Origin of the sequence: Thermomonas sp., from assembly GCF_035369645.1 — a bacterium.
Classification (GTDB): Bacteria; Pseudomonadota; Gammaproteobacteria; order Xanthomonadales; family Xanthomonadaceae; genus Thermomonas.
This window is the reverse complement of record NZ_DAOOUM010000002.1, coordinates 83,013-105,235: the sequence shown is the minus strand read 5'-3', so window position 1 is coordinate 105,235 and position 22,223 is coordinate 83,013. Positions and strand designations below refer to the sequence as shown.

The 22,223-nt window shown below is 60.5% G+C and carries 22 protein-coding genes; 12 read left to right on the top strand and 10 right to left on the bottom strand.

Annotated elements, in window-relative coordinates; translation table 11 throughout:
• The 3 genes from msrB to PK789_RS00925 form a co-directional block, all read left to right on the top strand.
• A partial coding sequence (gene msrB, locus PK789_RS00935) for a peptide-methionine (R)-S-oxide reductase MsrB (protein WP_324306464.1) occupies positions 1-927 on the top strand: 927 nt, incomplete at its 5' end.
• A gap of 15 nt (positions 928-942) precedes the next feature.
• Positions 943-1,743: an amidohydrolase gene (locus tag PK789_RS00930; RefSeq protein ID WP_324306463.1), complete on the top strand. Its 801-nt coding sequence runs from the start codon at positions 943-945 to the stop codon at positions 1,741-1,743.
• 179 nt (positions 1,744-1,922) lie between these two features.
• Entirely contained in the window at positions 1,923-2,576 is a 654-nt protein-coding gene (locus tag PK789_RS00925) for a response regulator (RefSeq protein WP_324306462.1), read from the top strand.
• Between the two features lie 62 nt (positions 2,577-2,638).
• On the opposite strand, the gene PK789_RS00920 is transcribed toward PK789_RS00925, so the two are convergent.
• The gene (locus tag PK789_RS00920) at positions 2,639-5,740 is read right to left on the bottom strand and encodes an Rne/Rng family ribonuclease (RefSeq protein WP_324306461.1); all 3,102 of its coding nucleotides are present in this window, start codon (positions 5,738-5,740) and stop codon (positions 2,639-2,641) included.
• A 460-nt stretch (positions 5,741-6,200) separates the two neighbouring features.
• On the opposite strand from PK789_RS00920, the gene PK789_RS00915 reads away from it, so the two are divergent.
• Positions 6,201-7,166 carry an RluA family pseudouridine synthase gene (locus PK789_RS00915; RefSeq protein ID WP_324306460.1) on the top strand — a complete coding sequence of 322 codons (966 nt, stop codon included), beginning with the start codon at positions 6,201-6,203 and terminating at the stop codon, positions 7,164-7,166.
• A gap of 25 nt (positions 7,167-7,191) precedes the next feature.
• On the opposite strand, the gene PK789_RS00910 is transcribed toward PK789_RS00915, so the two are convergent.
• On the bottom strand, positions 7,192-7,533 hold the full coding sequence (locus tag PK789_RS00910; RefSeq protein ID WP_324306459.1) for a 4a-hydroxytetrahydrobiopterin dehydratase: 342 nt from the start codon (positions 7,531-7,533) through the stop codon (positions 7,192-7,194).
• Between the two features lie 45 nt (positions 7,534-7,578).
• Here PK789_RS00910 and PK789_RS00905 point away from each other — a divergent pair, with 45 nt between their 5' ends.
• The gene (locus PK789_RS00905) at positions 7,579-8,169 is read left to right on the top strand and encodes an NfuA family Fe-S biogenesis protein (RefSeq protein ID WP_324306458.1); all 591 of its coding nucleotides are present in this window, start codon (positions 7,579-7,581) and stop codon (positions 8,167-8,169) included.
• Positions 8,170-8,184: 15 nt separating this feature from the next.
• A complete protein-coding gene (locus PK789_RS00900) occupies positions 8,185-9,978 on the top strand; it encodes a hypothetical protein (RefSeq protein ID WP_324306457.1) in 1,794 nt (597 codons plus the stop codon).
• Between the two features lie 50 nt (positions 9,979-10,028).
• Here the strand turns inward: PK789_RS00900 and PK789_RS00895 are convergent, their stop codons facing one another.
• The 3 genes from PK789_RS00895 to asnS are packed head-to-tail and all read right to left on the bottom strand — an operon-like array spanning position 10,029 to position 12,055.
• Positions 10,029-10,337 carry a hypothetical protein gene (locus PK789_RS00895; protein WP_324306456.1) on the bottom strand — a complete coding sequence of 103 codons (309 nt, stop codon included), beginning with the start codon at positions 10,335-10,337 and terminating at the stop codon, positions 10,029-10,031.
• Positions 10,334-10,651, bottom strand: coding sequence for a hypothetical protein (locus PK789_RS00890; RefSeq protein WP_324306455.1), 318 nt, complete (start codon positions 10,649-10,651; stop codon positions 10,334-10,336). Before PK789_RS00890 ends, PK789_RS00895 begins: the two co-directional genes overlap by 4 nt.
• A 3-nt stretch (positions 10,652-10,654) precedes the next feature.
• Positions 10,655-12,055: an asparagine--tRNA ligase gene (gene asnS, locus PK789_RS00885; protein ID WP_324306454.1), complete on the bottom strand. Its 1,401-nt coding sequence runs from the start codon at positions 12,053-12,055 to the stop codon at positions 10,655-10,657.
• A 62-nt stretch (positions 12,056-12,117) separates the two neighbouring features.
• Between asnS and PK789_RS00880 the strand changes: the two genes are divergently transcribed.
• From PK789_RS00880 to lysS, 3 genes are all read left to right on the top strand, one after another.
• Positions 12,118-12,459, top strand: a complete 342-nt coding sequence (locus tag PK789_RS00880) for a HesB/IscA family protein (RefSeq protein WP_324306453.1) — start codon at positions 12,118-12,120, stop codon at positions 12,457-12,459.
• 84 nt (positions 12,460-12,543) lie between these two features.
• A protein-coding gene (prfB, locus tag PK789_RS00875) for a peptide chain release factor 2 (protein WP_324306452.1) occupies positions 12,544-13,672 on the top strand; the annotation gives its coding sequence in 2 pieces (ribosomal slippage) (positions 12,544-12,618 and positions 12,620-13,672; 1,128 coding nt in all).
• Between the two features lie 106 nt (positions 13,673-13,778).
• Positions 13,779-15,290, top strand: coding sequence for a lysine--tRNA ligase (gene lysS / locus PK789_RS00870; RefSeq protein ID WP_324306451.1), 1,512 nt, complete (start codon positions 13,779-13,781; stop codon positions 15,288-15,290).
• A gap of 16 nt (positions 15,291-15,306) precedes the next feature.
• Here the strand turns inward: lysS and PK789_RS00865 are convergent, their stop codons facing one another.
• From PK789_RS00865 to ykgO, 5 genes are all read right to left on the bottom strand, one after another.
• The gene (locus PK789_RS00865; RefSeq protein WP_324306450.1) at positions 15,307-16,521 is read right to left on the bottom strand and encodes a TraB/GumN family protein; all 1,215 of its coding nucleotides are present in this window, start codon (positions 16,519-16,521) and stop codon (positions 15,307-15,309) included.
• Positions 16,514-17,401 carry a carbon-nitrogen hydrolase gene (locus tag PK789_RS00860; RefSeq protein ID WP_324306449.1) on the bottom strand — a complete coding sequence of 296 codons (888 nt, stop codon included), beginning with the start codon at positions 17,399-17,401 and terminating at the stop codon, positions 16,514-16,516. Before PK789_RS00860 ends, PK789_RS00865 begins: the two co-directional genes overlap by 8 nt.
• Positions 17,401-18,432 (bottom strand): agmatine deiminase family protein, encoded by a 1,032-nt coding sequence (locus tag PK789_RS00855; protein ID WP_324306448.1) that lies wholly within the window; start codon positions 18,430-18,432, stop codon positions 17,401-17,403. The genes PK789_RS00860 and PK789_RS00855 overlap by 1 nt, the downstream gene beginning before the upstream one ends.
• Positions 18,433-18,468: 36 nt before the next feature.
• Positions 18,469-18,798, bottom strand: a complete 330-nt coding sequence (locus PK789_RS00850; RefSeq protein ID WP_324306447.1) for a hypothetical protein — start codon at positions 18,796-18,798, stop codon at positions 18,469-18,471.
• 142 nt (positions 18,799-18,940) lie between these two features.
• Positions 18,941-19,066: a type B 50S ribosomal protein L36 gene (ykgO, locus tag PK789_RS00845; RefSeq protein WP_005913193.1), complete on the bottom strand. Its 126-nt coding sequence runs from the start codon at positions 19,064-19,066 to the stop codon at positions 18,941-18,943.
• A gap of 138 nt (positions 19,067-19,204) precedes the next feature.
• On the opposite strand from ykgO, the gene cmk reads away from it, so the two are divergent.
• From cmk to PK789_RS00830, 3 genes are all read left to right on the top strand, one after another.
• Entirely contained in the window at positions 19,205-19,897 is a 693-nt protein-coding gene (gene cmk / locus PK789_RS00840) for a (d)CMP kinase (RefSeq protein WP_324306290.1), read from the top strand.
• Between the two features lie 162 nt (positions 19,898-20,059).
• Positions 20,060-21,760, top strand: a complete 1,701-nt coding sequence (gene rpsA, locus PK789_RS00835; protein ID WP_324306289.1) for a 30S ribosomal protein S1 — start codon at positions 20,060-20,062, stop codon at positions 21,758-21,760.
• A 77-nt stretch (positions 21,761-21,837) separates the two neighbouring features.
• Positions 21,838-22,140: an integration host factor subunit beta gene (locus PK789_RS00830; RefSeq protein WP_324306288.1), complete on the top strand. Its 303-nt coding sequence runs from the start codon at positions 21,838-21,840 to the stop codon at positions 22,138-22,140.
• Positions 22,141-22,223 lie beyond the last annotated feature (83 nt).

Genomic DNA, 22,223 nt, shown 5'->3' with positions numbered 1-22,223 from the left:
GTGGGCGGGCAGGGCAATGATCTGGGCAGCAATTACCGCAGTGCGATCTACTTCACCAATGCGGTGCAGAAAGATCTGGCCGAGCAGAGCCGCGCTATTTATCAGCAAAACTTGAGCAAGGCCGGCTTTGGCCCCATCACCACCGAAATCCTGCCACTGCGCCACTACAACCGCGCCGAAGAATCGCATCAAGATTATTTATTGAAAAACCCCAATGGCTATTGCGGCTTGGGCGGCACCGGTGTGGCGTTTGGCAAGGGCAGTACGGGTGTGGCCACGCCTGCGTTGGATGCCGGCAAGTTGAACGCTGCACGGCAGTTGGTGGTGTACGAAGCCGAAGACTGCGCGTATTGCGAACGCTTCAAGACCGACGTACTCAAGCATTGGGCGGCATCGGTGGCCTATGTGCAGACGCGCTCGCAACAAGCGCCCACCGGCTGGATATTGGCCAAAGCACTGGTGGCCACACCCACCATTGTCTTGTTCGAACGGGGCAAAGAAGTCTCCCGATTTACTGGTTATGCCGGTGATGCCAAAAAATTCTGGCAATGGTTGGGCTTTCATCTGCTTACCAAAGAGCAACAACAAATCGCCTTCGACAGTGGCACCGAGCTGCCCGGTACCGGGCCGTATCTGGACGAGCATCGCCCTGGCACTTACGTGGACCTGATCAGCGGTGTGGCATTGTTTCGCAGCGATGCCAAATTCGACAGCGGCTGCGGCTGGCCCAGTTTCTTTGCGCCCAAACCCGGCGCGCTGGAATTTATCGAAGACAACAGCCACGGCATGCATCGTGTTGAAGTGCGCAGTGTCAGCTCCGGTATTCACCTCGGCCATGTGTTTGATGACGGCCCGCCGCCCACCGGCAAGCGTTATTGCATCAATGGCAAAGTGTTGAAATTCATCCCCGATCCACCCAAGACGTGAGCCCCAGGACACCGCATGCAAAACCTCCGCGTCTCCATCGTCCAAGGCGATACCCGCTGGCATGACCCGGCGGGCAACCGCGACTACTACGCGCAACTGATCGCGCCGCTGCACGGCACCACAGATTTGGTGGTGTTGCCGGAAACTTTCACCAGCGGGTTTTCAAATGAGGCCATCGGCAATGCCGAAGACATGCACGGTCCCACCGTGGCGTGGCTGCGTGCGCAAGCAATCACGCTGGATGCGGCCATCACCGGCAGCGTGCAATTACGCACACCTGCTGGCGTGTTCAACCGTATGCTGTTTGCCACCCCCGATGGCCAGTTGACGCATTACGACAAGCGGCATTTATTTTCGTTTGCGGGCGAGCACGAGCGCTACGCTGCCGGTGATGCGCGGGTGGTGGTGACATGGAAGGGCTGGCGCATCTTGTTGCAGGTCTGTTATGACCTGCGCTTTCCGGTGTTTTCGCGTAATCGGTTCGATGCCGGTCAGGCGGGGCAGGCCGATTACGACCTAGCACTCTACGTTGCCAATTGGCCGGCGGTGCGCAGCTATCCGTGGAAGACTTTGCTGCGTGCCCGTGCTATCGAAAATTTGAGCTTTGTCGTCGGCGTCAACCGCGTCGGCACCGACGGCAATGGCCTGCACTATTCTGGCGATAGCGCGGTGATTGATTTTCTTGGCCACCCCTTGAGCGAGGCTACCGATGCAGCTGTGGTCTCCACCACGCTGCTACAAGCCGCGCCACTGCTGGAGCATCGCGCCAGGTTCCCGGCCCTGTGCGATGCCGATACTGGCGGGTGGTGTGCATGACGGAAGTGCGTGGCGTGTTGGCTACAGGATGGCTGCAAGAAGTTTGCGGCACGCCGCGCCATCGGTGCATCATCCTGTCGGGTTTTTCCTACCCCTTTTCAAGGCATCGTCTGCTTGGATTCGTGGCAGGCGCGGGTTAGCCTGTTTGTGTTGGCTCGGGGGAGCCATTGGGGGTTGGTATGACGATCCGGGTCTATATTGTTGATGACCATGCGCTGGTGCGCACGGGGTTTCGTTTGATCCTTGGGGGACAGACAGATATCGAGGTGGTTGGGGATGCCGAAAGTGCAGAAGACGCGCTGCCGGAAATTCGCCAATTGCGGCCGGATATTGTGTTGTGTGACTTACATCTGCCGGGCTTGAGTGGGTTGGAACTGACCGAGCGCGTGGTGCGTGGGGAGTATGGCTGCCGAGTCATTGCGGTATCGGTGCTGGAAGACGGGCCGATGCCGCGACGATTGCTGGAAGCGGGTGCATTTGGCTATGTGGGCAAGGCCAGTGATGCCGATGAACTGTTACGCGCCGTGCGTGATGTGGCGCGTGGCAAGAAATACCTAGCCAGCTCGATTGCGCAGGGGTTGGCCTTGGCGGGGTTGCACGGCGAAACCGCATCACCGTTCGATAGCTTGACCCCACGTGAATTGGAAGTAGCACTGTTGCTCAACCAAGGCCTGCGGCAGGAATCCATCGCCAAACATCTCAGTCTGAGTGCCAAAACAGTGAACACGCACAAGGCGCGCTTGTTCGACAAGCTTGGCATTCACGACAATATCGCGCTGGCACGGTTGGCCAGTCAGTACGGCATCGTGGATCCATCCAGCGGCTTACATTGAAGCCAGCGCGGCAGCATGGCCGCGCTGGAGATCAGCCTGTCTGCAGGCTGATCCTGTGCTGATCAGGCGTGGTGGTCGGCGTCCGTGTGCGGTGCCGCCGGGGGGGGCACAACCGGGGGCTCGATAGCTGCTGCTTGGGGCATGGCATGCGTTGCGGCAACAGCGGTGCTGGGCACAACCACAGCAGCAACATCCTGCCGTCCGGTTTCAAACAAGCCACGGAGTTGCTCCGCACGCTGACGCGTTGCGGCGCCGACATCGGCGGCTGCTACTGCGCTGGCGGCCACGACTGCGGGTGCCGCAAGGGTGACAGCCGGTGCCGCTGTGGTGACGGTGGCTATGGCTGCCATTGTTGCCGTCGGGGCTACTGGTTCAATGTCTGCGACTGCCGACGCTGTGGCAGTGACCGCGTCCACGGGCGGCAGCACCACTGTTGGGACGGGGTCTTGCGGCGCTTGCACGGTGCTGACAAGCAATGGCACCGAGGTGGTAGCTGTGGTATCGGCAATGGCCGTGGTCGCAGTAATGTCGCAGGCTTGGACAGCTGTTTGGGCCGAAGGGGGAACCACCGATGCTGCTGAAGCAACCACTGCCGTTACGATTGCAGCGGCTGACTCGGGTTCCGGAACCGCAACAGACCCGGTTGCAGGCTGCGTTGGTGCGGCGATCGTGATGGGTGTGACCGCCGCTGGCATCGGTGCTGCGGGTGGGGCAACCGGTACGACGATGTCGTCGAAGTCAAACTCTGGCTGTGCGGCATCGGTGTCCAGCACTTCATCCAGTGCGTCCTCGGTATCGGCCCCGGTTTCGCTGTTCGTCGCGGCACCATCACCACCACGACGACGGCGACGGCCACCACGACGGCCACGGCGACGTTTGCTGCCACCTTCGCCAGCAACGACTTCATCAGTGGCGGGTGCTTCGGTTTCCACCGCGGCGTTTTCAACACTGGCGGTGGGGTGAGTGGGTGTTTCTGCGGTCGCGGCAGGTGCCGGGGCCACCGCAGCAGTCACGCGCAGGCTGTCGTCAGCCACCGCTGTGGATGGGCTGACGGCTGGTGCAGCAGCTTGATTGGCGACGACAGCTGTTGCTGCTGGCAATGCGTCCTGGCGCTCTTGTTTGTGCTGTTTGCCGGGCTTTTGTGGCTGCGGCTGGCGCTCTTGTTTGTCCTGACGCGGCTCGCTTTTCTGCGTTGGCTTTTGCGGTTGCTGCTGCGGTGACTTTTGCTTCTGTTGCGCAGCCTGTGGCTGGCCCTGCTGCGGCTTTTGTTGCTGCTCGTTGCGCGGCTTGCCGTCATCGCGTCGTTGTTCGCCGCGATGACGATTGTCGCCACGCCCATCGCGACGCTGGCCGCGATCGTCGCGGCGTGGATTGGCTTGCTGGGTCGTCACCGCTGCCGGGGCCACCGTGGTTGCCGTGGCGGGTGCTGTGCCAAACAGGCCGCGCAACCAGCCGATCACGCCGGTGGTTGCCGGTGGCTGGGGAGCCGCAGTAGTCGCTGTGGGGAGAGGGCTGGCCGCTGCTTCGCTGTCTTGCGGCATCGGCTTGGGATCACGCAACGGTGCCGGTTGAATGGGCTTGACCTTGGTGACAGCCGGCGGCGGGACGTTGAGCTGGGCCTTGGTCAGTGCGATGGTATTGAGCTTGCGCGGCGTGCCACGTTGGTAACTGGGCTTGCTAGTTTCTTCGCTCATCTCGTTGCTGCGGATGCGCGTGACCTCGTAGTGCGGGCTGTGTAGCTGTTCGTCGGCAACGATGACGATGGGTGCATCATGCCGTTGTTCGATTTCACGCAACGCGCTGCGCTTTTCGTTGAGCAGGAAGTTGGCAATCTCCACCGGGGCTTGCACCAACACTTGCCCGGTATTGTCTTTCATTGCGTGTTCTTCGGCCACGCGGATGATCGACAGCGACAGGGATTCAATGCTGCGCATGCGGCCATGACCTTCGCAGGTAGGGCAGACCACCTGGCTGGCTTCGCCCAAGCTGTTGCGCAGGCGCTGGCGGCTCATTTCCATCAAGCCAAAACGGCTGATGCGGCCCAGCTGCACGCGCGCACGGTCGTACTTCAACGCGTTTTGTAATTTATTTTCGACATCACGCTGGTGCTTGTTGCTGGTCATGTCGATGAAGTCGATCACCACCAACCCACCCAAATCGCGCAGGCGCAACTGGCGCGCCACTTCTTCGGCGGCTTCCAGATTGGTGTTGAAGGCGGTTTCTTCGATGTCGCCACCTTTGGTGGCGCGTGCTGAGTTGACGTCGATAGCGGTCAACGCTTCGGTCTGGTCGATCACCAGCGCGCCGCCGGAGGGCAGGCGTACGGTGCGCTCATAGGCCGATTCAATCTGCGATTCGATCTGGAAGCGGTTGAACAGGGGGGTGTCGTCGGTGTAGTGCTTGAGCTTGCGCTTGTTGTGCGGCATCACCTGTTCGACAAATTCCAGCGCCTCGGCGTACATCTCCGGGGTGTCCACCAAAATCTCGCCGATGTCGCTGCGCATGTAGTCGCGCAGCGCGCGCACGATCAGGCGGCTTTCCTGATAGATCAGGAACGGGGACGGCTTGGACAGCGCGGCTTCGGCAATCGCTTTCCAGATTGACAGCAGGTAGTCCAGATCCCATTGCAGTTCTTCGGCATCGCGGCCCACACCGGCGGTGCGGATGATCACGCCCATGTCATCGGGGATGTTCAGCGCGTCCATGGCCTTTTTCAGCTCGGCGCGGTCATCGCCCTCGATCCGGCGCGACACCCCGCCGGCGGTCGGCGAATTCGGCATCAACACCATGTAGCGGCCGGCCAGCGAGATAAATGTGGTCAGCGCCGCACCCTTGTTGCCGCGTTCTTCTTTATCCACCTGCACCACCACCTCTTGGCCTTCGCGCAAGAGTTCTTTGATGCCGGCTTTGTGGTGGTCCACGCCCGCCTGATAGTAGTCGCGGGAGATTTCTTTCAGCGGCAAAAAGCCGTGACGGTCGGCACCGTATTCGACGAACGCCGCTTCTAGCGAGGGCTCCAGCCGGGTGATACGGCCTTTATAGATATTGGATTTTTTGTTGTCACGGGAGGGCTGTTCGATGTCGATGTCATACAGATTTTGACCTTCGACGATGGCCACCCGCAGTTCTTCCGCCTGCGTGGCGTTGATGAGCATGCGCTTCATTGTGCGTTCCTCGTGCGCGTCCTTGCCCGTGCCGGTGAAGGTGGGCGATGCGCGGAACGCCGGCGGCGTTTTGCCTCTGGATACCGCAAGCGCGCGGCAGCGTCATGCGCGTGCCGTGCCGCTCTCTCGTTTTCCAGCGCTACAACACCACGGCATACCGCGGGAGCGCTTATTCCTATTTATATGTTGCGGGGCCGGCGACCGCCACCACAGACCTTGCGGAATGGGCGCGTCGCACGGGGCGTTGTTCAGCAGGGACAGTCACGGCACAGGGCCGGCAGTGGGCAGGTTTGCCGCGCAGCCGTTAACATGTCCACCCCGAGGGTGGTGGCTAACGTCACTGCGGCGGGCATCGTCAGGTAGGCCGGCTTTCGGCCGGTTGGGCGGCAAACAACCGCCCGGCACTTCCTGCAAAATCAAACCCTTGCATTGCCCCCCGAGTGTAGCAGATCAATACCCAATGACACAGCCTGCCCCCCCCCAAAGTGCTGGCGCGCGCACCGTTCGCGTTCCGGATGAGCGCGCCGGCCAGCGGCTGGATAATTTCTTGCTAGGGCAATTGAAGGGCGCGCCGCGCTCGCTGGTATATAAATTGGTGCGCAGCGGGCAGGTGCGAATCAATGGTGGCCGAGCCAAGGCCGAGCGCAAGCTGGAAGTGGGCGATGAGGTGAGAATCCCGCCTGTTCGCATCGAGTCGCCGCAAGATGCCGGACGTTTACCGCCAAAAACCATGTTGGCGGCGCTTGAGGCTGCGATTGTGTTCGAAGATGCGCGTCTGTTGGCCATCAACAAACCCTCGGGCGTGGCCAGCCACGGTGGAAGTGGGATTAGTTTTGGTGTGATCGAAACCCTGCGTGCCTTGCGGCCGCGTGACACGCTGGAATTGGTGCATCGGTTGGATCGTGATACATCCGGCCTGCTGGTGCTGGCCAAGAAGCGTTCGGCACTCACGGAACTTCAGCGATTACTGCGCGAAGATCATGGATTGGGCATCGAAAAACGCTATTTGGCGTTGTTAGTGGGGCGGATGCCCGACGGCATCATGAGCGTTGATGCACCGCTGCATATTGGCCTGCGGCAGGGCGGTGAGCGGCATGTGCAAGTCAATGCCATCGGCAAGCCTTCAATCAGCCATTTCCGGGCATTGGAGCGCCGTGGCGGGCAAAGTTATTGCGAAATTCGCATTGAAACCGGCCGCACCCACCAGATTCGAGTGCATGCGCAGCATATCGGTCACCCGGTGGCAGGGGACGACAAATATGGGGACGAAGCTGCCAACAAACGCCTACGCGAGCAAGTGGGCCTCAAGCGCCTGTTCCTGCACGCATCCACCCTGGAGTTTGCGCTGGAGGGTGGCAAGACTCCGTATTCACTCCATGCGCCGTTGGTGCCGGAGCTGGTGGAGGCGTTGGATCGGCTGCGGTGATGGCCGCGCCAGCACCCTTGCCGTTTCAAGCAATCAGCGCGTCCGCTTTCGCTGCGCAAATAAAATCATTTTCGCTCAGGCCGCCCACATCGTGGGTTGAAAAACGCACCACGCAGCGGTCGTAATGCACCGATAGGTCGGGGTGGTGATCTTCACGATGGGCGACATGGGCCAGCGCGTTGACGAAGGCTAAGGTCCGGTAGTAATCGGCAAACGGGAAGGTTTTGCTCAGGGCATGGCCATTTTCGACCAGATCCCAACCGGCAAGTTGCGGCATCAGCTCACGGATGCTGGCGTCGCTCAAGCGGTGGTCATGCCCGTGACGTGGGGTGCAGTGGGCATGGGCAAGCGGAATCATGTCATTCATACATTGGCTCGGCAAAGTGGCGTTGCAGCCCGCTAGAATACCGGCATGATCCAGATTTCAGAAACCGCACAAACCCATTTCCGCAAATTGATCGAGCGCGAGGACATCCCTGGCCTGGGTGTGCGGCTGTCCGCGCAAAACCCCGGCACACAGCGCGCCGACGTGCGCTTGGAGTTTGCCGAGCCCAGCGAGTTGGTAGGCGATGAATGGGCGATTGATTGCACCGGCTTCACCCTGTGGCTGGATGCGCCCAGCGTGCCGTTTTTGGACGGTGCCGAGATTGACTACGAGGTCAAGGCCACCGGTGGGCAGTTGCAAATTCGTGCGCCCAAGATCAAAGGAACGGTACCTGGAGAGGCGGCTTCGTTGGTCGAGCGCGTGCGTTGGGTCATCGACAATGACATCAATCCGCAACTGGCAATGCACAAAGGCCATGTCACTCTGACCGAAATCACCGCCGAGGGTATCGTGGTGCTCAATTTTGGCGGTGGTTGCCACGGATGCAGCATGGTTGATATCACCTTGAAGCAAGGTGTCGAAAAGACCCTGCTAGAAAAAGTCCCGGGGGTGACCGGAGTGCGTGATTCCACTGACCACGCCACTGGCGATGCCCCCTATATGGCGCGTGAGGCCTGACGGACGTATGCGCGCGTGACGACATCCGATGACGTCATCGCCGCACTTAATCAGCGGCGCTTGTTGAAGACCGGCCGCGCCGAGGCGCCGGCGGAAATGCCAGCCGGTTGGCAAACCTGGCTGGATGCGATGGAGCAGGTGCAACCTGCCTTGCGGCATGCCCCGCCACAGGCGTGGGTGGATACTCTGGTGCAGCGCCCCGCGCAAAGCGTCAGCAAGCAAGGAGGCTTGGGTGCGCCGTTCTTCCGGCTACTGCATTTGGGGCGGCCCGCCAATCCGCGCGAAGACCGCCGCCTGCGCATTGGTGTGGGTGCGGTGGATATCTTGTTGCACATCGTGCTGGCGGCGTTGCTGCTGTGGCTGATGTATTTGCGCTTTTTGGCGCTGGCGCAGCAACAAGAAGACGAGCAGGGCGAAGCCGTGCAGGTGGAGTTCATCGGGCGCGGCAATGTGGCCACCGGTGGTGGTGCACTGGCCAATGCCGGGGCCGAGTCCGCACCGGCGGCAGCATCGGCTGCGCAAAAACTTTCACCCAAAGCGGGGCAGGCCGCCGCCAGTGCAGCGGACGCCAGTACGCCGGTCGTACCCGAGCGCGTAGCCGCAACGCCCCCGCAAGCGCTGGCGACAGACCAGACCGCCCCCAAGTTGGAGCAGCCCAAGCCGGTACCCACCGAGGCGTCGGCGGCACAGCAATTGCAAGTCAGCAATGTGCCGCAGCCACAGCCGGAACATTTTCAATTGCCACCGCCGCGTGAACGCAGCGTGGTGCTGCCGGACGTGAAGCTGCGCGATGTGCAGCCGCAGCAACAGGTCGAGGCCATCGCGACGCTAGAGGCAAAGCCGGTGCAGACGTTGCAAGTCAAGCCGCGCGATCTGCCATTGCGGGCCCCGGAATTGAAAACCCAAGTGCAGGCATTGGAGACATTTACCCCGGATGCCAGCGTGCTGACACGCGAGCGCACGGCGGTATCGAAATCAAGTGCATCCGCCAGCGTGCAGGTGCCGCAGTTGCGGGGGCAGGTGCGCGAATTGCCCTTGCAAGATGGCGATGGCGGTGCCGTGGCGGCCAAGCCTGGCAATGGCAGTGCAATCAGTGGGCAGGCCACCACCGGCGATGCCGGCGGGCACAACGCCAATAGCGCGGGCACAGGGCTGGCGGTAACCGGCAAGGGGGCTGGAACACAGGCTGCCGCCAACGGCGGGCGCGGGGTCAGCAGTGCAGGTGCAGGCGCAGGCCCGGGGCTGAAGCCTGCCCCGGGTGGCTGGCCGGGGGCCGCCAAATCGGATGACTGGGGCGCATCCAATCGCAATGTGGCCGGAACCGGTAAGGGTGGCCGAGATGGTAAAGGCACAGGAAAGGGCGAAGGAAAGGGTGAAGGGAAAGGCGAGGGCAAGCCCGGTTTGTTCAATGCCGATGGCAGTGCGCGCCTACCCGATACGTGGTCAAAAAACAGCGGTGTCGATTTGGATCGTTCCGGCACGTGGTTGCAGCGCCCGGGTTTGGAGTATCGCGGTACGCGCTTCGATAAATACTGGATCCCGGAAGGCAACCTGCTGCAAGAGTGGGTGCGCAAAGGCGTCAAGGAATTGTCGATCCCAATCCCCGGCACTAAATTGAAATTGAAGTGCGTGGTGTCTTTGCTGCAATTTGGTGGTGGCTGCATGCCGGAAAACCCGGATGCCAACGAACAAAATTCGACCGGACGCAAAGCGCCCGAGATCCCGTTCAAACCACAATTGCAAGAAGACAACGGCAGCGTACGGCCCGCGCCGGCAGCTGCCGGAACCCCGCCTGCGGGAACCCCGTAGAAGTACCCGATGGGCGCGGCGTTCTAGCCAAAACGCGCGCGGAGTGCGCGCTAAGCGCGCCCGCCCAGCGACTGCACCATCAAGGCACGTAAATTTGCATCATCGCTGGCCTGCGGTGGCGTGATTTCGTGCAACGAAAACCCGCGTGCCAGTGCATCGCTTTCATCCAGCCCGTCCAATTCCACGAACTCGGCATCCATCAACGCCGCCCGCGCCGTGTCCACGCTGTCGAAGGGCAGGGTCGCGCCATCTGAATCAAACACTTCGGCGGTGCCCGCCTCCAATTCGCGCAAGCGTGCCCAGATCACGGTGCGCCCGAGCGTGGCCAGCCACCAATGGTCGTGTGTGTGCGTATTCATGCCATTGCCTTACCGATAATCCACAAAACACCGCCCATCACGATGCCGCCTAAAATCACCAGCAGCGAAATGCGTGCCGGTGCCGCCAGCCCCGATAGCGAGGTGTCGGGCGTGCTGCGATAGCCGCCACGTAACAGCCACCACAAAGCTAGCGGCTTGAGGAAAGCGCCCTCACCCAATTGCGCGGTGATCTGTGGATGCCGATCGCGAATGTGCACCAATGTCAGCGGCCAAAAAATCACGAACGCGGTTGCGCCGGCGATCGATGTGGCGAATGCCGTTAATGCAAAGAACAGGACGAGGTCGGCATCCACGTCTTAGAACTCCGCACTGCCCGGCGCACGTGGATACGCAATGGCGTCGCGGATATTGGCCAGCCCGCAGACATACACTACCAAGCGCTCGAAGCCCAGGCCAAAGCCCGCATGTGGCACCGAGCCATAGCGGCGGAAGTCGCGGTACCAGCCGTAATGCGCCGGATCCAGCCCGAATTGCGCCATGCGCGCATCCAACACGTCCAAGCGTTCCTCGCGCTGGCTGCCGCCGATGATTTCACCGATGCCCGGCGCCAGTACGTCCATCGCAGCTACGGTTTTGCCGTCGTCGTTCAGACGCATGTAGAAGGCTTTGATTTGCTCGGGGTAGTGCATCACCACCACCGGGCGACCCACGTGTTCTTCGGTCAACCAGCGCTCGTGTTCGGTTTGCAAATCCAGACCCCATTCGACCGGGAAGTCGAACTTCTTGCCGGATTTTTGCAGCAGGGTGATCGCATCGGTGTAGTCGATGCGCTCGAACGGCGCATTGATAAAGCCTTCAAGCCGCGTGATCGCATCCTTCTGCACGCGCTCGGCGATGAAGGCAATATCGTCGCCACGTTCTTCCAGGACTGCTTTGAACAGGTACTTCAGGAAGTCTTCGGCAAGGTTGGCGTCATCGTTCAAGTCGGCAAAGGCGATTTCTGGCTCGATCATCCAGAACTCGGCCAAATGGCGGGTGGTATTGCTGTTCTCGGCGCGGAAGGTGGGGCCGAAGGTATAGACCTTGCTCAAGCTCAGACAGTGCGCTTCCACATTGAGCTGGCCGGACACGGTGAGGAAGGTTTCTTTGCCGAAGAAATCACGACTGAAGTCCACATTGCCCTTGCCATCGCGTGGCAGGTTGGCCATATCCAGCGTGGACACGCGGAACATTTGGCCGGCACCTTCGGCGTCGCTGGTGGTAATGATGGGCGTGGAAATCCAATAAAAGCCGCGCTCGTGATAGAAGCGATGCACCGCCTGCGCCAAGCAATGGCGGATGCGCGTCACCGCGCCGAACAGATTGGTGCGTGGGCGCAAATGCGCGAACTCGCGCAGATATTCCAGCGAATGTTGCTTGGGTTGCATTGGGTAGGTCAGTGGGTCGTCCACCCAGCCGACGACGTCAATCTGCGTGGCCTGTACTTCAAAACTCTGGCCCTGGCCCTGTGACTTCACCAAGGTGCCGGTGGCGATCACGGAACAGCCCGTGGTCAAATGCTTCACTTCGGTTTCGTAATTGGCCAGCACATCGGTGGCCACCACTTGAATTGGCGCAAAGCAGGAGCCATCGCTGACATTGACGAAGGACAGGCCCGCTTTGGAGTCACGGCGGGTACGCACCCAGCCTTTCACGGTCACTTGGCCGCCTTCCGGCACATGCCCGGCCAGTGCTTGGGCGATGGAAATCGTCGTCATCTTGAAATCCTGCGTTGCAAACACGAAATAGTCCGCAAGTTTACCGGAGCTACAATGTCCATATGAGCATTTCATTGACCGAATCCGCCCGTAACCGTGTTTTGAGCTACCTGGAGCTGGATCCCACTGCACTGGGGCTCCGTTTTGGCGTGTCCCGCAGCGGCTGTTCCGGCTGGGGCTACAAGGTGGAAGTGGCGCGCAATACCGTGGATGGCGACGCCGTGTTTGACGACGCCGGCGTGCGCATCTATGTGGATGCGGCCAGCTTGGCGCAAGTGGACGGCACCCGCATCGACTACGTGCAGCAAGGTTTGAACGCACAATTTGTGTTTGAAAACCCCAATGTCACTGGCGGCTGCGGGTGTGGTTCCAGCTTCACCACCGATGCCGATAAATTGGGTTGATGTGCACTTGATCGGCGTGAGGCAAGGGTGGCAAGGATGGCAAGGCCGTATAATGCGCGGTCTTTTCACCTGTAGCTTTCTCACATGATCGAGCTAAATCCCATCCGAGCCCGCATTGCTGACCTGACCGGTCGGCTGGATGCGCTCCGGGGGTTTCTTTGACTACGACACCAAGCGCGAACGTTTGGAAGAAGTCGAACGCGAACTAGAACACCCCGATGTCTGGAACGACGCCGCCCGCGCGCAGGCGCTGGGCCGCGAGCGTTCGCTATTGGACAAGACCGTCAACGGCATTCGCAACCTGAAAGAAGGCCTGACCGGTGCCAGCGAATTGCTGGAGCTGGCGGAAATGGAAGACGACGAAGACACCGCGCTGGCGGTCGTCACCGATGTCGATCAGTTTGAGAAAGGCGTGGGCGCGATCGAGTTTCAGCGCATGTTCTCCGGCAAGATGGATAGCTGCAATGCCTTCGTCGATATCCAGGCCGGTGCCGGTGGCACCGAGGCACAGGACTGGGCAGAAATGCTGCTGCGCATGTATCTGCGCTGGGCCGAATCACGCGGTTGGAAAGCCGAGTTGATGGAAGCCTCCGGCGGCGATGTGGCGGGTATCAAATCCGCCACCTTCCGCGTCGAAGGCGACTACGCCTATGGATGGCTGAAGACCGAGATCGGCGTGCATCGCCTCGTGCGCAAGAGTCCGTTCGATTCCGACAACCGCCGTCACACCAGCTTCACCAGCGTGTTCGTGGCGCCGGAAGTGGACGACGACATCGACATCGACATCAACCCCGCCGACCTCAAGACCGACGTGTATCGCTCGTCTGGTGCAGGTGGTCAGCACGTCAACAAGACCGAATCCGCGGTGCGCATCACCCACGTCCCCACCAATACGGTGGTGGCCTGCCAGACCGAGCGCAGCCAGCATGCCAACCGCGACCGTGCGATGAAGATGCTGAAGGCCAAGTTGTACGAGTTGGAAGTGCAGAAGCGCAACGCCGAGAAGGATGCACTGGAAGCCACCAAGTCCGACATCGGCTGGGGCAGCCAGATCCGCAACTACGTGTTGGATCAAAGCCGGATCAAGGATCTGCGCACTGGCATTGAGCGTAGTGATACGCAAAAAGTGCTGGACGGCGATCTGGATGAATTTGTGGAGGCCAGCCTGAAGTCGGGGTTGGAAGCCGGCGCAAAACGCAGCGACGCGGCCTGATGTTTCCTGCTGTCATTCACGCGCAGGCGGGAATCCAGCGTTTCCTATTGAAGATCAAGAGCTGAATTCTCGCCTTCGCGGGAATGACGAGCAAGAGAACACGGCCATGACCGACACGAATACTTCGCAGCCGATTGCCGACGAAAACCACCTGATTGCCGAGCGACGCGGCAAACTCACCGCGTTGCGCGGGCAGGGCGTGGCATTCCCCAATGATTTCAAGCGCGCAGACTTCGCTGGCGATTTGCAAAGCGAATACGCGGACGCTGCGACGTGGACTGGCGAGGCACTGGATGCCAGTGGGCGCAAGGTCGCTATCGCTGGGCGACTATTGGCCAAGCGGGTGATGGGCAAGGCCGCGTTTGCCACTGTGCAGGACATGAGTGGGCGCGTGCAGTTGTTCATGCAGAGCACCACGCTGGGCGAAACCTACGAGGCATTCAAGGGCTGGGATATTGGCGATATCGTCGCCGCCGAGGGCAGCTTGATGCGCACCAAGACCGGCGAGCTGTCGGTCAAGGTGCATGACTTACGTCTGTTGGTGAAGGCGCTGCGCCCGTTACCAGACAAGTTTCACGGGTTGGCCGATGTCGAGCAACGCTATCGCCAGCGTTATGTTGATTTGATCGTCACCCCCGACGCGCGTGAGGTATTCATCGCACGTTCGCGTATCGTTGCGGGCATGCGCCGCTGGTTGGATGCGCGGCGCTTCTTGGAAGTGGAAACGCCGATGATGCATTACATCGCCGGTGGTGCCACCGCGCGCCCGTTCGTGACTCACCACAATGCTTTGGATATCGATTTATTCCTACGCGTGGCCCCCGAGTTATACCTCAAGCGCTTGGTGGTGGGCGGTTTTGAGCGTGTGTATGAAATCAATCGCAACTTCCGTAACGAGGGGGTTTCGACACGCCACAACCCCGAATTCACCATGCTGGAATTGTATGAGGCGTATGCCACGTACACCGAAGTGATGGATCTCACCGAGGCCATGATGCGCGATGTCGCGCGCGAGGCGATGGGCACCACCCAATTTATTTGGGATGGCAACACGATTGACCTTGGTCCAGGGTTTCGCCGCTGGAAATTGGAAGAAGCTGTGCGCGAATTGAACCCGGAAATTTCGGTGGCTGATTGCCGCAACCGCGAAGCGCTGGCCCAACACTGCGTGCGTTTGGGTATCTATGTGAAAGCCGGTTATGGCTGGGGCAAATTGCTGTTGGAAATTTTTGAGAAGACCGTCGAAGCCGGCTTGATCCAACCCACTTTCATCACCCATTACCCGGTGGAAGTCAGTCCGCTGGCGCGCGAATCCGATAGTGAGCCTGGTATCACGGACCGCTTTGAGTTGTTCATCGGCGGCAAGGAACTTGCCAATGGCTTCTCGGAATTGAACGATCCCGAAGACCAGGCCGCACGCTTCAAGGCGCAGGTGGCCGCCAAGGATGCCGGTGATGACGAGGCCATGCACTTTGATGCCGATTACATTCGTGCACTGGAAGTGGGCCTGGCCCCCACCGGCGGACTCGGCATCGGCATCGACCGGTTTGTGATGCTGCTGACTGGCTCCAGCTCAATCCGCGATGTGCTGTTGTTCCCGTATATGCGGCCCGAGTAAATCGTCGCGACGGCTTTTAGTGCAGTAATTTGCCCAAGATACGTGCGCCGGCCATCCATTCGCCGGCGATCGTGCCCAAGTTGGTCAGCATGAACACCAGCACCACGCGCGTCACCTTGTTGCGATACCACCCGCGCAGGGTTTGGGTGTCATCGCGCAGCGCCAGGAAATCCGGATAGGCGGGTTTGCGCAGGCGCACCTCGGCCAATGCGCTGAACATGCCCGAGGGCAGGCCGGGGCGGAATGGTTTGAACGGTGCGGCAAGGGTGCCGGCCAGCAAACTCAACGGGTTGGCCCCCGCCAGCAGTGCCCCCATTGCGGTCAGGCCGCAGGTCCATGCCACCCACTGCAATAACAGGTCGCGGCCCAAGTCGCGACCGCCGTGGTAATAGCCCCATGCAATGCCGCCAATGATCAACGTCATCAAGGTCAGGGTGATCCACGGGATGTTGCGCTTTTGCTTGACCTGCACCAGTGCGTCGGTGACGGTTTGCGGCGCGCGCTGGTCGTCGGCCAAATAGCGGGACATGCCTTTCAGATGGCCAGCGCCGACCACCGCCAAGACGTGTTTTGCACCATCGCTGCGCTCGCGTAATTTCGCCGCCATGTACTGGTCGCGTTCGTCGATCAAACTGGCAAACAGCGAGGGGGTTTCGCGTGCAAAATCACCAAAGCTCGATTCCAGCATATCGCCTTCTTTCAGGCGCTCGATGTCTTCTTCGGACACTTCATCGCGGGCAAACAAACCGCCGCCCACGCTGCCGATCAACTTGGCGCGGTCCCAAAACCCAAGCCCCTGCAAAATGCGGCGAAAAGTGATGCCCACGTCGCGGTCGATCAATTGCAAGGACAACCCACGTGCGCTGGCCTCCACAGCGGCGGCTTTGAGTTCCGCGCCGGGTTCGATGCCCAATTGTTCTGCCAACCGGCGCTGATAGGCGGCCAGCGCCAGATTGGCGGCAAACGGGGCCACTTTTTTTTCGCGGATGACCTTGACCAAGTCCAGCTGTGCCATGGCGTCTGGGTTGGTCAGTGCTTTGTGGCGTTGTTCGTCCAACTCCACCGCCACGGCGTCAAAGCGGCCACTGTCGATGGCCGCATTGACCGCATCGATGCTGGCTTTGGAGACATGCGCGGTGCCCAGCAGGGTGTAGTGGACGCCATCGCGCTGTACTTCGATGACGGGCTGGTTGGCGTAGTCGGCGCTGGCCGGCAGGGAGGACTCAGTCACGGTAGCGCTTCGTCAAATCGGAATAGGCGTCGATACGGCGGTCGCGCAGGAACGGCCAGATGCGGCGCACATGTTCGCTGCGCTGCATGTCCACCTCGGCCAGTAGAAGTGTGGGCGTGGTGCCGGCTTCGGCGATGACTTCGCCCTGCGGGCCCAGCACGATGGAATTGCCCCAGAAATCGATGCCGGAAGCGCCCAGCGGCGAAGGTTCGTGGCCGACGCGATTGCACGATAGCACCGGCAAGCCATTAGCCACCGCATGGCCACGATGACTGAGCACCCAGGCATCGCGCTGGCGGGTTTTTTCGTCCGGTGCATCGGCGGGATCCCAACCAATTGCGGTGGGGTACAGCAGCAATTCGGCACCGGCCAGCGCCATCATGCGCGCCGCTTCCGGGTACCACTGATCCCAGCACACCAGCACGCCCAGCTTGCCCACCGAAGTCTGGATGGGAGTGAAGCCCAGATCGCCGGGGGTGAAATAGAATTTTTCGTAGAAGCCCGGATCGTCCGGGATGTGCATCTTGCGGTACTTGCCGGCCATGCTGCCGTCGGCGTCAAACACCACGGCGGTGTTGTGATACAGGCCAGCGGCGCGTTTTTCGAACAGTGAACTGACCAACACCACGCCGTGCTGCTTGGCCAGCGCCGACAAACGCGAGGTGCTGGGGCCGGGGATGGGCTCGGCTAAGTCAAATTCGTCCACGGCCTCGTGCTGACAAAAATATGCACCGTTGTGCAGCTCTTGCAGCAACACCAGCTTGGCACCGGCGCGGGCGGCTTCGGCCACGCGGGTTTCGATCACCGCCAAATTGGCTGCGGCATCGCCATGGTTGCGCTCTTGCACCAGTGCGACGGGGAGTTTTGAATATTTCGACATCACAGCACTCCTTCCGGCAATTGCATGGTGATGCAATGCAGGCTGCCGTTTTGCCAGATCAGCGCACGGCAGGGCACCGGTACGATCTCGCGGTCCGGATAGGCCTGTGCCAAAACCGCCGCTGCGCGGTCGTCGGCAGCATCGCCATAGGCCGGCATCAACACCGCGCCATTGATGATCAGGTAGTTGGCATAGCTGGCCGCAAGCCGGCGTTCACCATCACGGATCGGCTGCGCCCAAGGCATTGGAAACAGGCGATAAGGTTGGCCGTCTTGGGTGCGCAGTGCGGCGATTTCATCCGCCATCGCCTTGAGGTCGGAATAGTGCGAATCTGTTGCGTCATCGCAGGCTTGAAACACGATGGCATTACCCGGGGCAAAGCGGGCGAGGGTGTCGATATGCGCATCGGTATCGTCGCCTTCCAGCGCGCCGTGGTCCAGCCACAGCACGCGGTCTTGCTGTAGCCATGCGGCAAGCTTTTCGCTGAGTTCCGCGCGTGAGGCTTGGGGGTGACGCTCGTGCAGGCATTGCCACGTGGTCAGCAAGGTGCCGGCACCGTCGGTTTCAATGCCGCCGCCTTCCAAAGCAAAGTCGATGCGCTCACGGTGGGCATGCGCAAACACGCCTTGCGCGGTCAGTGCTGCTACCAGTCGATCATCCTGGCTGGCCTCGAACTTGCCCCCCCAAGCGGTGAAGCAGAAGTCGAGCAGGCGGAAGTGATTGCCGTCGCGCAAGGTGATCGGGCCAGAGTCGCGCAGCCATGTATCGTCATAGGCAACGGTGACGAAACGCACGCGGGTCATGTCCACCCGGTTGGAGCGCAGACGGATATCGGCATAGGTTTCGATATCGTCATCGGCCACGCAGATGATGACCGGCTGAAACCGTGTGATCGCCGCGACCAGCGCGATATAGGTGTCCTCGACCTCACCTAGGCGCGCGGCCCAGTCGGTGTTGGCATGTGGCCAGGCGATCAAAATCGCCGCCTGGGGTTCCCACTCGGCGGGGAAGCGCAACTGGATAGGGGTCATGAATGCAATCGTTGCGGGCACAGCGCGCCCGTTGGGTTATTTCACGGCGGGCTTGGGGCCAATTTCATCGGCACTGGCTTGATTGGCGACTACGTCGATCACCCGGTCATGCGCGAAATAGACGGTGTAGGTGGGATACACCCAGCGGGTAATCGTCGGCCACGCGCGCTTTTGGCCGCCACGCGGCTCCAGCTTGGAAGCTGGGGCACCAAAGCGGCTGGTCACTTGCGCTGCCGACATACCGTGGCTAGGCGCATTTGCAGGAGTTTGCTTGGCGCGATCGATCAGCAGGGTGTCACCGGCGCTGGCTAGGCCGGACAGGCTGGCAAGCGTGATCAGCAACAGGCTGCGGGATAGGCAATGCATGGTGATACTCCCAAACAAAGAGATTGGCGGAACGTTTGATTCTAAGCCGAAAGACAGGCAGCCGGCATGCAAAAAGCCGCCTTGCGGCGGCTTTTTGTGTACCTGCACGTGGCGATGGAATGCCACGATGCGGAAAATTGCATCAGCGCTGACGCGCCTTGAAACGTGGGTTGGACTTGCAGATCACGAAGACCTTGCCACGACGGCGAACCACCTTACAGTCGCGGTGACGGGTCTTCGCCGACTTCAGGGAGGACAGGACCTTCATGATGAAACCTCGGCAAATGGATGGGAATGAAGCGAAGCCGCGCATTCTAACGGGTATTTGGTTTGAAGATCAACGGGTTGAGGTGCCCGATTGCATGCTAGGTATCGAATCAGTGCCGAGTGGCGGCATAATTTGCAGATGACGACTCCCACTCCCGCACCGATTCCCGTACTGACGATCGACGGCCCCTCCGGGTCAGGCAAAGGCACTATCAGCCGCATCGTTGCCCAACAATTGGGGTGGCACTATCTGGATTCCGGGGCGCTGTACCGCGCCGTTGGTATCGCGGCCGGCTGGGCGGATCTGGACTTGTCGGATGCTTCAGCCTTGGTGCGCTGCGCTTTCGATACGGTGATTGGGTTTCGTGAAGATGCCGATGGCGAGCTGCGGGTGATCGTCAACGACATGGATGCCACCGATGCCTTGCGCACCGAAACCGCCGGTGCGGCGGCTTCGGCAATTGCCGCTATTGCCGAGGTGCGATCTGCGCTGAAAGAGCGGCAGCGTGCGTTCCGGCAACCGCCGGGTCTCGTGGCCGACGGGCGCGACATGGGCACGGTGATCTTCCCGGATGCCGCCTACAAAGTGTTTTTGACTGCCAGCGCCGAGGAGCGTGCGGATAGGCGCTATAAGCAGTTGAAAGACAAGGGTGTTTCAGTCACAATGGAAAGTCTGCTACGCGAGATTCTCGCCCGCGATGCCCGCGATGCCAACCGCGCGGTGGCGCCGCTGCGACCGGCCGAAGACGCCGTTTGTATCGACACCACCGGCCTGCCCATCGCTACGGTCGTTGCACAGGTATTGGACGCCATGTCCCGTCCTGCGGCGTAAACGGTTGCGTTTTTGGCGTTGCAGATCCGTTCCGTGGGCACATGTGTGCCTGCGGTTTTCCTTCATCCACACATGGCCACGCGCATCCTGCGCTACCGCCAACCCACCTAGGTGGGCCGCCCCGTTGCTGTGGGTTGCCCGTGTATCCACCTGAGATTTTTCATGAATTCCGTAGCTACCGAATCTTTCGCAGAACTGTTTGAAGCCAGCCAGGCCAATTTGGCCAAGCTCAAGCCCGGTGCCATCGTCAAGGGTATCGTGGTTGCCGTCACCAATGACGTGGTGGTGATCAACGCCGGCCTGAAGTCCGAAGGCATCGTGCCGATTGAACAGTTCCGCAACGACGCCGGCGAAATCGATGTTGGCGTGGGCGACGAGGTCAAGGTTGCCCTCGACTCGCTGGAAAATGGCTTTGGCGAAACCGTGTTGTCGCGCGAGAAGGCCAAGCGCGCCATGGTGTGGGACGAGCTGGAAGAGGCGCTGGAAGCCAACGCCACCATCGTTGGCCGCATCAGCGGCAAGGTGAAGGGCGGTTTCACCGTCGATATCAAGGACGTGCGCGCGTTCTTGCCGGGTTCGCTGGTGGATGTGCGCCCGGTGCGCGACCCGGTGTATCTGGAAGGCAAAGAGCTGGAATTCAAGCTCATCAAGCTGGATCGCAAGCGCAATAATGTGGTGGTTTCCCGCCGTGCGGTGGTTGAGACCGAGCATTCGGAAGAGCGCGAATTGCTGCTGGAGAAGTTGGTCGAAGGCGCCGTGCTGAAAGGCGTGGTCAAGAACCTGACCGATTACGGCGCATTCGTCGATCTGGGCGGCATCGACGGCCTGCTGCACATCACCGATATGGCATGGAAGCGCGTGCGCCATCCGTCCGAAGTGGTGGAAGTGGGTCAAGAAATGGACGTGCGCGTGCTCAAGTACGACAAAGAGCGCAACCGCGTCAGCTTGGGCCTCAAGCAAATGGGCGAAGATCCGTGGGACAACATTGCCCGCCGTTATCCGTCCAACTGCCGCGTGTTCGGCAAGGTCTCCAACGTCACCGATTACGGCGCATTTGTCGAAATCGAGCCGGGCGTGGAAGGTCTGGTGCACGTCTCCGAAATGGATTGGACCAACAAGAACGTCAACCCGGCCAAGGTGGTGCAGGTCGGTGACGAGGTCGAAGTCATGGTGCTGGACGTGGATGAAGAGCGTCGCCGCATTTCGCTGGGCATCAAGCAAGTCACCAGCAATCCGTGGGAAACCTTCGCGGCGATCCACAAGAAGAACGACAAGGTGTCGGGTCAGATCAAGTCGATCACCGATTTCGGCATCTTCATCGGTCTGGATGGCGGCATCGATGGCTTGATCCACCTGTCCGACATCAGCTGGAACTCCACCGGCGAAGACATCGCCCGCAACTACAAGAAGGGCGACACCCTGGAAGCCGTGGTGTTGGCCGTGGATCCGGAGCGTGAGCGCATTTCCTTGGGCGTCAAGCAAATGGAACAAGACCCGCTGGGTCAGTTCATGGCGGCGCATCCGAAGGGTGGCAAGGTGACGGGTACGGTCAAGGAAGTGGACGCCAAGGGTGCCACCATTGATCTGGGCGACGGCGTGGAAGGCTACGTCTCCGCACGTGACATCAGCAACGACCGCGTGGACGATGCCAGCCAGGTGCTGAAGGTCGGTCAAGAAATCGAAGCCAAGCTGGTGGGCACCGACCGTAAGGGCCGCAGCCTGCAATTGTCGATCAAGGACAAGGACGCCGCGGAAACCGCCGAAGCCATTGCCGAATACAACAAGGCCAATGCCGATGCCGCCAGTGGCACCACCAAGCTGGGTGCATTGTTGCGTGAACAGCTGAACAGCAAGTCCGAGTAATTTCCTCGGTTGCAATGATGGCGGCCCGGTTTCGGCCGGGTCGCCATTTTCTTGGATGCCATAGTGTTTAAGGTTTCATGACCAAGTCCGAACTCATCGAACTGCTCGCTCGTCGCCAGCCGCACCTGAAAGCTGACGATGTGGATATGGCAGTGAAGGCCCTGCTCCAGATGATGAGCGGTGCACTGGCCGATGGTCAGCGTATCGAGGTTCGCGGCTTTGGCAGTTTTTCTTTGAATTACCGTCCGCCACGGACTGGCCGCAATCCCAAAACGGGTGATGCGGTGGCGCTATCTGGTAAGTATGTGCCGCACTTCAAACCCGGCAAAGAATTGCGCGAACGGGTCACTCGTGTGATGCCGCTGCCGACGCAAGACTAAGTATTTTTCATTCTGGTGGCAGTAAGGCGCCGTTTCTGCGGAAGTCCGTTAAGCTGGCAACGTTGCAAATCTGTGGCGCGCTT

Coding starts and splice junctions, on each gene's coding strand:
- PK789_RS00930 (WP_324306463.1), top strand. CDS start 943: ATGCAAAACCTCCGCGTCTCCATCGTCCAAGGCGATACCCGCTGGCAT.
- PK789_RS00925 (WP_324306462.1), top strand. CDS start 1,923: ATGACGATCCGGGTCTATATTGTTGATGACCATGCGCTGGTGCGCACG.
- PK789_RS00920 (WP_324306461.1), bottom strand. CDS start 5,740: ATGAAGCGCATGCTCATCAACGCCACGCAGGCGGAAGAACTGCGGGTG.
- PK789_RS00915 (WP_324306460.1), top strand. CDS start 6,201: ATGACACAGCCTGCCCCCCCCCAAAGTGCTGGCGCGCGCACCGTTCGC.
- PK789_RS00910 (WP_324306459.1), bottom strand. CDS start 7,533: ATGAATGACATGATTCCGCTTGCCCATGCCCACTGCACCCCACGTCAC.
- PK789_RS00905 (WP_324306458.1), top strand. CDS start 7,579: ATGATCCAGATTTCAGAAACCGCACAAACCCATTTCCGCAAATTGATC.
- PK789_RS00895 (WP_324306456.1), bottom strand. CDS start 10,337: ATGAATACGCACACACACGACCATTGGTGGCTGGCCACGCTCGGGCGC.
- asnS (WP_324306454.1), bottom strand. CDS start 12,055: ATGACGACGATTTCCATCGCCCAAGCACTGGCCGGGCATGTGCCGGAA.
- PK789_RS00880 (WP_324306453.1), top strand. CDS start 12,118: ATGAGCATTTCATTGACCGAATCCGCCCGTAACCGTGTTTTGAGCTAC.
- lysS (WP_324306451.1), top strand. CDS start 13,779: ATGACCGACACGAATACTTCGCAGCCGATTGCCGACGAAAACCACCTG.
- PK789_RS00860 (WP_324306449.1), bottom strand. CDS start 17,401: ATGTCGAAATATTCAAAACTCCCCGTCGCACTGGTGCAAGAGCGCAAC.
- PK789_RS00855 (WP_324306448.1), bottom strand. CDS start 18,432: ATGACCCCTATCCAGTTGCGCTTCCCCGCCGAGTGGGAACCCCAGGCG.
- PK789_RS00850 (WP_324306447.1), bottom strand. CDS start 18,798: ATGCATTGCCTATCCCGCAGCCTGTTGCTGATCACGCTTGCCAGCCTG.
- ykgO (WP_005913193.1), bottom strand. CDS start 19,066: ATGAAGGTCCTGTCCTCCCTGAAGTCGGCGAAGACCCGTCACCGCGAC.
- cmk (WP_324306290.1), top strand. CDS start 19,205: ATGACGACTCCCACTCCCGCACCGATTCCCGTACTGACGATCGACGGC.
- rpsA (WP_324306289.1), top strand. CDS start 20,060: ATGAATTCCGTAGCTACCGAATCTTTCGCAGAACTGTTTGAAGCCAGC.
- PK789_RS00830 (WP_324306288.1), top strand. CDS start 21,838: ATGACCAAGTCCGAACTCATCGAACTGCTCGCTCGTCGCCAGCCGCAC.